Annotated in this window: 9 protein-coding genes; all 9 read left to right on the forward strand. The window is 57.1% G+C overall.

Features of this window, described 5'->3' with window-relative positions; translation table 11 throughout:
* The first annotated feature begins 101 nt into the window (after positions 1-101).
* Positions 102-1,652, forward strand: a complete 1,551-nt coding sequence (locus tag B2W52_RS06120) for a 2-isopropylmalate synthase (protein ID WP_008176567.1) — start codon at positions 102-104, stop codon at positions 1,650-1,652.
* 405 nt (positions 1,653-2,057) lie between these two features.
* Positions 2,058-2,501: a hypothetical protein gene (locus B2W52_RS06125; protein ID WP_286801946.1), complete on the forward strand. Its 444-nt coding sequence runs from the start codon at positions 2,058-2,060 to the stop codon at positions 2,499-2,501.
* Complete coding sequence (gene rimI, locus B2W52_RS06130) at positions 2,501-2,986, forward strand: ribosomal protein S18-alanine N-acetyltransferase (protein WP_008176564.1); 486 nt, start codon at positions 2,501-2,503, stop codon at positions 2,984-2,986. The genes B2W52_RS06125 and rimI overlap by 1 nt, the downstream gene beginning before the upstream one ends.
* A gap of 88 nt (positions 2,987-3,074) precedes the next feature.
* Positions 3,075-4,655: a peptide chain release factor 3 gene (gene prfC / locus B2W52_RS06135; RefSeq protein ID WP_008176562.1), complete on the forward strand. Its 1,581-nt coding sequence runs from the start codon at positions 3,075-3,077 to the stop codon at positions 4,653-4,655.
* Between the two features lie 21 nt (positions 4,656-4,676).
* Entirely contained in the window at positions 4,677-5,462 is a 786-nt protein-coding gene (locus tag B2W52_RS06140) for a TatD family hydrolase (RefSeq protein WP_008176559.1), read from the forward strand.
* Positions 5,463-5,655: 193 nt separating this feature from the next.
* Complete coding sequence (rplM, locus tag B2W52_RS06145; protein WP_008176556.1) at positions 5,656-6,084, forward strand: 50S ribosomal protein L13; 429 nt, start codon at positions 5,656-5,658, stop codon at positions 6,082-6,084.
* 12 nt (positions 6,085-6,096) lie between these two features.
* Positions 6,097-6,489 (forward strand): 30S ribosomal protein S9, encoded by a 393-nt coding sequence (gene rpsI / locus B2W52_RS06150; protein WP_008176554.1) that lies wholly within the window; start codon positions 6,097-6,099, stop codon positions 6,487-6,489.
* Positions 6,490-6,732: 243 nt separating this feature from the next.
* Positions 6,733-7,326, forward strand: coding sequence for a ubiquinol-cytochrome c reductase iron-sulfur subunit (gene petA, locus B2W52_RS06155; RefSeq protein ID WP_008176552.1), 594 nt, complete (start codon positions 6,733-6,735; stop codon positions 7,324-7,326).
* A partial coding sequence (locus B2W52_RS06160) for a cytochrome b (RefSeq protein ID WP_286801973.1) occupies positions 7,326-7,759 on the forward strand: 434 nt, incomplete at its 3' end. The genes petA and B2W52_RS06160, both read left to right, overlap by 1 nt.

Genomic DNA, 7,759 nt, shown 5'->3' on the forward strand with positions numbered 1-7,759 from the left:
ATGCTGGGGTTTTTTATTGCCTGAAATTCACGGCCTCACTCACGGCAGGCCGGTGATATACTCTCCCCATAACGAACGACATCTCAGAATGGAGCCTGCCAATGCCTGCCACTGATCACCTGGTTATTTTCGATACAACGCTCCGTGATGGCGAGCAAAGCCCCGGTGCCACCATGAACAAAGCCGAGAAGCTCCGCATTGCGAAAGCGCTGGAAAAGCTCCGGGTGGATGTTATTGAGGCAGGATTCGCGATTGCCAGCCAGGGCGATTTCGAGGCGGTGAAAGCGATCGCCGAGTCCATCAAGGACTCAACGATCTGCAGTCTAGCCCGGGCGCTCGACAAGGATATCGATCGCGCGGCAGAAGCTATCCGGCCGGCACAGCGCGGGCGTATTCATACGTTTATAGCCACGTCGCCCATTCACATGAAGCACAAGCTGCAGATGCAGCCGGATGAGGTGATTGAGCAGGCGGTTCGCTCAGTGAAACGCGCGCGGAGTCATGTCGACGACGTCGAATTCTCCTGCGAGGACGCCGGACGTTCCGAACTGGACTTCCTCTGCCGGATCATCGAGGCCGCCATCGATGCCGGTGCCAGCACGATCAATATCCCGGATACGGTCGGTTATGCCATTCCCGAGCAGTTCGGTGAAACCATCCGTCAGTTGTTGAACCGGATTCCAAACGCGGACAAAGCTATTTTTTCAGTGCATTGCCACAACGACCTGGGTCTGGCTGTGTCGAACTCCCTGGCGGCGGTTTCCCAGGGAGCCCGTCAGGTAGAGTGCACCATCAATGGGCTGGGTGAGCGGGCCGGTAACGCGGCGCTCGAAGAAATTGTCATGGCGGTTCGTACCCGCCAGGATCTGTTCCATATCGATACCCGCATTGATGCCCAGCACATCGTGCCGGCGTCTCGTCTTGTTTCTACAATCACCGGTTTTCCGGTACAGCCCAACAAGGCTATCGTCGGCGCCAATGCCTTTGCCCATGAATCCGGGATACACCAGGATGGGGTTCTGAAGCACCGGGAGACTTATGAGATCATGCGGGCGCAGGACGTTGGTTGGCATACCAACAGCCTCGTCCTGGGCAAACACTCCGGTCGGAACGCCTTCCGTACCCGTTTGCTGGAGCTCGGAATTCAGTTTGAGACCGAGACGGAGCTGAATGAGGCCTTTACACGGTTCAAGGCGCTGGCAGATCTGAAACATGAGATTTTCGATGAGGATCTTCAGGCGATTGCCACCGATACCCGGCAGAAAGAGGAAGACGGCCGTTATGGCCTGGTCTGTATGCAGGTCTGCTCGGAGACCGGAGTCGTACCCAAAGCCAATCTCACGCTGAGCGTAGACGGCAAAGAGCACAAGGTTGAAGCCGAGGGCAGCGGGCCGGTCGATGCCACGTTCAAGGCAATCGAATCTCTGGTGGATTCCGGCTGCAATCTCCAGCTGTATTCCGTAAACAACATTACCAGCGGCACCGATGCCCAGGGCGAGGTGACGGTACGCCTGGAGCGCGGTGGCCGCATCGTTAACGGCGTGGGTGCTGATACTGATATCATCATCGCGTCCGCCAAGGCTTACATTGAGGCCCTGAACCTGATCAGCAAGGGCGGAATTCGACAGCATCCCCAGGTCGCGGATGTGTGAGAATGGTTATTCGGTGAGTCGCGACAGGCGAAGGTAATGGTTGGATCGGAAGCAGAGCGTCAGTTTTATCTGGGAGCAGCGGGGATACGCATGTGGTATGCCCGGCAACCGTTGCCCGGCGCGGCGCCAAGCCCGGATTTTGAGTTTCCCGAGGAGAGTCAGGTTCCGGAGCCAATGCCTGGAACTTCTGAAACCATACCCAGTCCGGTAAGAGATGCCGGTCGCCCTGCGCCGCGTAAACCGACGGGCCCAGATAGAACTGAAGGCGTGGCCCGAATAGCGGATCTTCAGGCCTTGATGGAAGGTGAGGCTGTCGCGCCAGGCAACGCCTCCCGACAGCCTCCCCAATCGCCTGCCGTGTCGGATGACGCTGCGAACTCTCCGGAGCCCGCAGCGCCAGAGGACATGTCAGAGCAGCCTGCCGGGATTCCCTCTGAAAACGTTAACGTCATGATCTGGGCGGGAACCAGGGCGGTACTGATCGGAGGTATGTCTGCGGATGCCAGCAGTCGACTGCAGGAAACCCTCGCACTGAATATTCTCAAGAGCCTTGGTGAGGAGCAGCCTCAAGTGCTCGGGCAAGTCTCCTGGCCTATCTTCAACAATCTGTTGGTGCCCGGGAACTCCGGCCATGACTTTGTTGAGGTGATGCGCAGTGTTCTGTCGGGCCTGGAACGTCAGCAGGTTGTCGTCTTGCAGGGTGGAGAGGATGCAGAAAAAAGCTGGCTGAGCGAAGCCCTTGGACACGACGCAGCAGTCCGGTTTCCGCACACCCTTGCTGAGATTGCCGGCAACCCGACATTGAAGCGCTCCCTGTGGCAACAGATACGGCCTCTGGTCGCCCGTTAATGCCTTATCCGGAAACCTACCAAAAAGTTCTTGATGCCGATCTTATTGTGCGCCCCCTGGTGCCCGAGGATGTCCCGGATGTGCTCGATATAGAGCGCCAGGGTTATTCGCACCCCTGGAGCGAATCGGTGTTTCTGGATTGTTTCAAGGACAACTACCGGCTCTGGGGTGCCTGCCATGGGGGCAAACTCACCGCGTACGCTGTCGTGGCCTACATGGTTGATGAAGCGCATTTGCTGAATATCTGCGTCCACCCGAGAGCCCGCGGTGAGGGGGTGGGGCGCTATCTTCTGAGGCATGTTCTGGCAACCGCAGCTCATGAAGGTATGGCTCAGCTGTTGCTCGAAGTAAGGGACAGCAATCATGCCGCTATCGCGTTGTACCAGAATGAAGGCTTTCACGAGATCGGCCAGCGCCCCGGGTATTATCCGTCTGCCAGTGGGCGGGAGGATGCCCGGGTCCTGATGCTTGCCCTCGGCCAGTGATCACTGCAGTGCGAGTTAGCGTCACAGCGGCATAGGGCCTATAATGGCCGCCTTTTCCAGAACTTCAGATTCAGGTTGCTTTTCGATTATGTCTAACCTTTCCCAGGAAGTGGCCAAGCGCCGCACCTTCGCCATTATCTCGCACCCGGATGCCGGTAAGACCACGATTACCGAGAAGGTGCTATTGTTCGGGCAGGCAATCCAGAAGGCCGGTACCGTCAAGGGAAAGAAGTCTGGCCAGCACGCCAAGTCCGACTGGATGGAAATGGAGAAAGAGCGGGGTATTTCGGTAACCACCTCCGTCATGCAGTTTCCTTATGGTGGCAAGCTGGTGAACCTGCTGGATACGCCGGGCCACGAAGACTTCTCGGAGGACACCTACCGCACGCTCACGGCGGTGGACTCCTGTCTGATGGTTATTGACAGCGCCAAGGGTGTCGAGGAACGGACCATCAAACTGATGGAGGTTACCCGGCTGCGGGATACGCCGATTATCACGTTCATGAACAAGCTGGATCGGGACACCCGGGATCCGGTGGAGCTGATGGACGAGGTTGAGGAAGTTCTGAAAATTGCCTGTGCACCGATCACCTGGCCCATCGGTATGGGCAAGAGCTTCAAAGGGGTTTATCACCTGCTTCGGGACGAGGTTATTCTGTATCAGTCCGGCCAGGGCCATATGATTCAGGACAAGCGCGTTATCTCGGGGCTGGACAATCCCGAGCTTGATCAGGCGATTGGCGCTTACGCCGGCGATCTGCGTGATGAAATTGAGCTGGTCAAAGGCGCGTCCCACGAGTTTGACCAGGAAGCTTTTCTTGCCGGTGAACTGACGCCAGTCTTCTTTGGTACCGCACTGGGTAACTTCGGCGTGGACCACATGCTCGATGGTCTGGTGGAGTGGGCCCCGGCGCCGCAACCGCGGGAAACCGACCAGAGACTGGTCCAGCCGGCCGAGGACGGGTTCTCGGGCTTCGTATTCAAGATTCAGGCAAATATGGATCCACAGCATCGTGACCGTGTTGCCTTCCTCCGCATTGTCTCCGGCAGTTACAACCAGGGTATGAAGGCTCGTCATGTCCGTATTGGCAAGGAAGTCCGGTTTTCCGACGCGCTGACGTTCATGGCCGGCGACCGCGAACACGCCGAGCAGGCGTTTGCCGGCGATATTATCGGCCTGCACAACCATGGCACCATTCAGTTGGGTGATACCTTTACTGCTGGCGACGACATGAAGTTCACCGGCATCCCCAACTTTGCGCCCGAATTGTTCCGCCGGATTCGCCTGAAGGATCCGCTCAAGGCCAAGCAGCTCCAGAAAGGGCTGATACAGCTGTCCGAAGAGGGTGCCGTCCAGGTGTTCAGGCCGCTTCGGAATAACGATCTCATCGTCGGGGCGGTCGGTGTGCTGCAGTTCGATGTGGTGGTCAGTCGCTTGAAAAGCGAATACAAGGTGGAGGCCATCTACGAGCCAATTAACGTAGCTACTGCGCGGTGGGTCACCTGCAGCGATGAGCGCAAACTTGATGAGTTCCAGCGCAAGAATAACGACAACCTGGCCCTCGATGGGAGTGACAGGCTGGCCTACATTGCTCCGACCATGGTCAACCTGAACCTGGCCCAGGAGCGGTATCCGGACATCCAGTTCCACAAGACCCGGGAGCATTAACGGTTCCGGGCGGAGGTGACTGTGCAGCTGATCGACGCCCATTGCCATTTCGATTTTCCCCAGTTCGATGGCCGCCGCGATAAAGAGCTTGAGCAGGGCCGATCGCGCGGACTCCGGGGGCTGGTGATACCCGGTGTCCGGCGAGCGGACTGGGACCGCGTCCGCGAGACAGCGCTGGCTCATGATGGTCTGTTTTACTGTCTCGGCATTCACCCCTGGTTTGTGGAAGAGCATTCTGAAGAAGATCTGACTCAGCTCCGCCGATTGCTGGAGGGTCGTCCCGACCGCTGTGTGGCAATCGGTGAATGCGGACTCGATCGAATCCGGGGAAGTCTCGAAGCGCAGTTGCCCTGGTTTGAAGCCCAGGTGGCGCTGGCTGACGAACTGAATTTGCCGCTGGTGATCCACTCCGTCAAGACCCATGACGAAGTTCACGGTGTGCTCAATCGTCGCCAGTGGCAGGGTCGAGCACTGATTCACGGATTCAGCGGAAGCTTCCAGCAGGCTGCAAAGCTGGTCGATCTTGGGTGCTTTATCGGGGTAGGGGGTGTGATCACCCATCCCAGGGCCCGAAAGACCCGCGACGCAGTCGCAAAATTGCCACTGGAGGCGCTGGTGCTTGAGACAGACGCCCCGGACATGGCGCCGGAAGGCGTGCCACAGGGAGAGAACTCCCCACGCTATCTGCCGGATATTCTGGACGCGCTCGCGGAGCTCCGTGGCACGTCGCCGGAGCATCTGGCGCCGGCGCTTCTGGATAACGTGTCGGGGCTGTACGGTTGGGCGACTGCCGGTATAGGGGAATAACGAAACGAATCGACACAGGGTTGGCTTTCCTGGGTGGTTCGAGTATACTTCGCGCCCTGGCTTTTCAAGGCGATGTCATTATCTCAGCCCCGAATGATGGCAACGCAACACAGGTATGGAACCCCCTCCGGATGCCTTGCATTTACCGGCGGTGGTTTTTAACGTTTCTTATATAGCGTTCAAGGCGGAATCAATGAAGACTCTGAGTGCGAAACCAGAAACAGTAAAACGTGACTGGTACGTTGTAGACGCAGCCGGCAAGACGCTGGGTCGTCTGTCAACCGAAATCGCCCTTCGTCTGCGGGGCAAGCATAAGCCTGAGTACACCCCCCACGTAGACACTGGCGATTACATTGTAGTGATCAACGCCAGCCAGGTGCGGGTTACCGGCAAGAAAGCATCTGACAAGATGTACTACAGTCATACCGGCTTTCCGGGTGGAATCAAATCCATCAACTTCGAGAAGCTGGTCGACAAGGCACCCGAGCAAATCATCCAGAAGTCTGTCAAAGGCATGCTTCCGAAGGGACCGCTCGGTCGCGCCATGTTCAAGAAGCTGAAAATCTATGCCGGCGCTGAGCACCCTCACGCAGCCCAGCAGCCCAAAGAACTCGACATTTAACGGAAGGCGGATATGTCTGTAGCACAAAATTACGGTACTGGTCGCCGCAAGACATCCACGGCTCGGGTTTTTATCAAGCCGGGAAGCGGTAACATCTCCATCAACGGTCGCACCATCGAAGATTTCTTCGGTCGCGAAACCCTGCGCATGATCGTTCGTCAGCCCCTGGTGGTTGCCGAGTCTACCGATCGTTTTGATATCAACATTACCGTTAAGGGTGGTGGTATCAGTGGCCAGGCCGGCGCAATTCGCCACGGTCTGACCCGCGCTCTGATGGATTACGACGAAACTTTGCGCCCGGCGCTGCGTAAAGCGGGTTATGTTACCCGTGATGCACGTGAAGTTGAGCGTAAGAAAGTGGGTCTGCGCAAGGCGCGTAAGCGTCCTCAGTACTCCAAGCGTTAATTTCGCTGGAGCAGGATCCTGGAAAACCCGGCCCTTTTCGGTCGGGTTTTTTTATGTTCGAGTGATCTGTCAGCAAATTGATCTGGAGCAGGGGTGAGGCGCCAGCGGCGGCTTTCTGACTTGTAAGCCTCTGGTAATTTCATTACCATTTGGACGCTTATATTTTTGGGTTGTGAAGTCCTTTTGATGCGCATTGTCGGCTGTGTTGCGGGCGGTGGCATCGCCTGATGGGAGAAGACCATAATGAATAATGGCGACGTTAGCCAAGGCCGGCGCCGGTTTCTGATCGGTGCTACGTCTGTGGTGGGTGGAGTCGGCGTCGTCGGTGCGGCGGTTCCGTTCCTGGGGTCGTGGAACCCCAGTGCAAAAGCGGAAGCAGCCGGTGCACCGGTAACCGTCAATATCAGCAAGATTGAACCGGGTCAGCAGATCACCGTTGAATGGCGGGGTCAGCCGGTTTGGATCATTCGCCGTACCGACGAGATGAATGAGAACATCGAAAAGCTTAACGATCGGGTGAAAGATCCGAACTCGGAAGTGCCGCAACAACCTGAGTACATCGACGGCATACTCCGGTCGCTGAAGCCGGAATTTGCTGTGTTGGTCGGGCTGTGTACGCACCTCGGTTGTGTTCCGTCCTACCGGCCGGAAGTTGCACCGGCAGACCTGGGTGATGAGTGGCTGGGCGGTCTCTTCTGTCCTTGTCATGGTTCCCGCTACGACATGGCAGGAAGGGTATACGAGGCACAGCCAGCACCCACAAACCTTGTGGTTCCGCCGTACCGTTTCGACGATGATTCGACCCTCACGATTGGTCTTGATCCGGAGGCAGCGTAATGAGCAAATTACTTCACTGGGTGGACGAGCGCCTTCCGGTCATCGAAGCCTGGAACAAGCATCTGGGCAAGTACTATGCTCCGAAAAACTTCAACATCTGGTACTTCTTCGGATCACTGGCGATGCTGGTACTGGTTAACCAGCTGGTGACCGGTATCTGGCTCACCATGAGCTATAACCCCTCGGCTGAAGGTGCATTTGCCTCTGTCGAGTACATCATGCGTGATGTCGAGTGGGGCTGGCTGCTGCGTTATCTGCACTCCACAGGAGCGTCCGCATTTTTCGTTGTGGTGTATCTGCACATGTTCCGGGGGCTGATGTATGGCTCCTATCAAAAGCCGCGTGAGCTGATCTGGATCTTCGGTATGCTGATCTACCTGATCCTGATGGCTGAAGCGTTCATGGGCTATCTCCTGCCGTGGGGCCAGATGTC

It is taken from the genome of Marinobacter sp. UBA2498 (assembly GCF_002341575.1).
Classification (GTDB): Bacteria; Pseudomonadota; Gammaproteobacteria; order Pseudomonadales; family Oleiphilaceae; genus Marinobacter; species Marinobacter manganoxydans.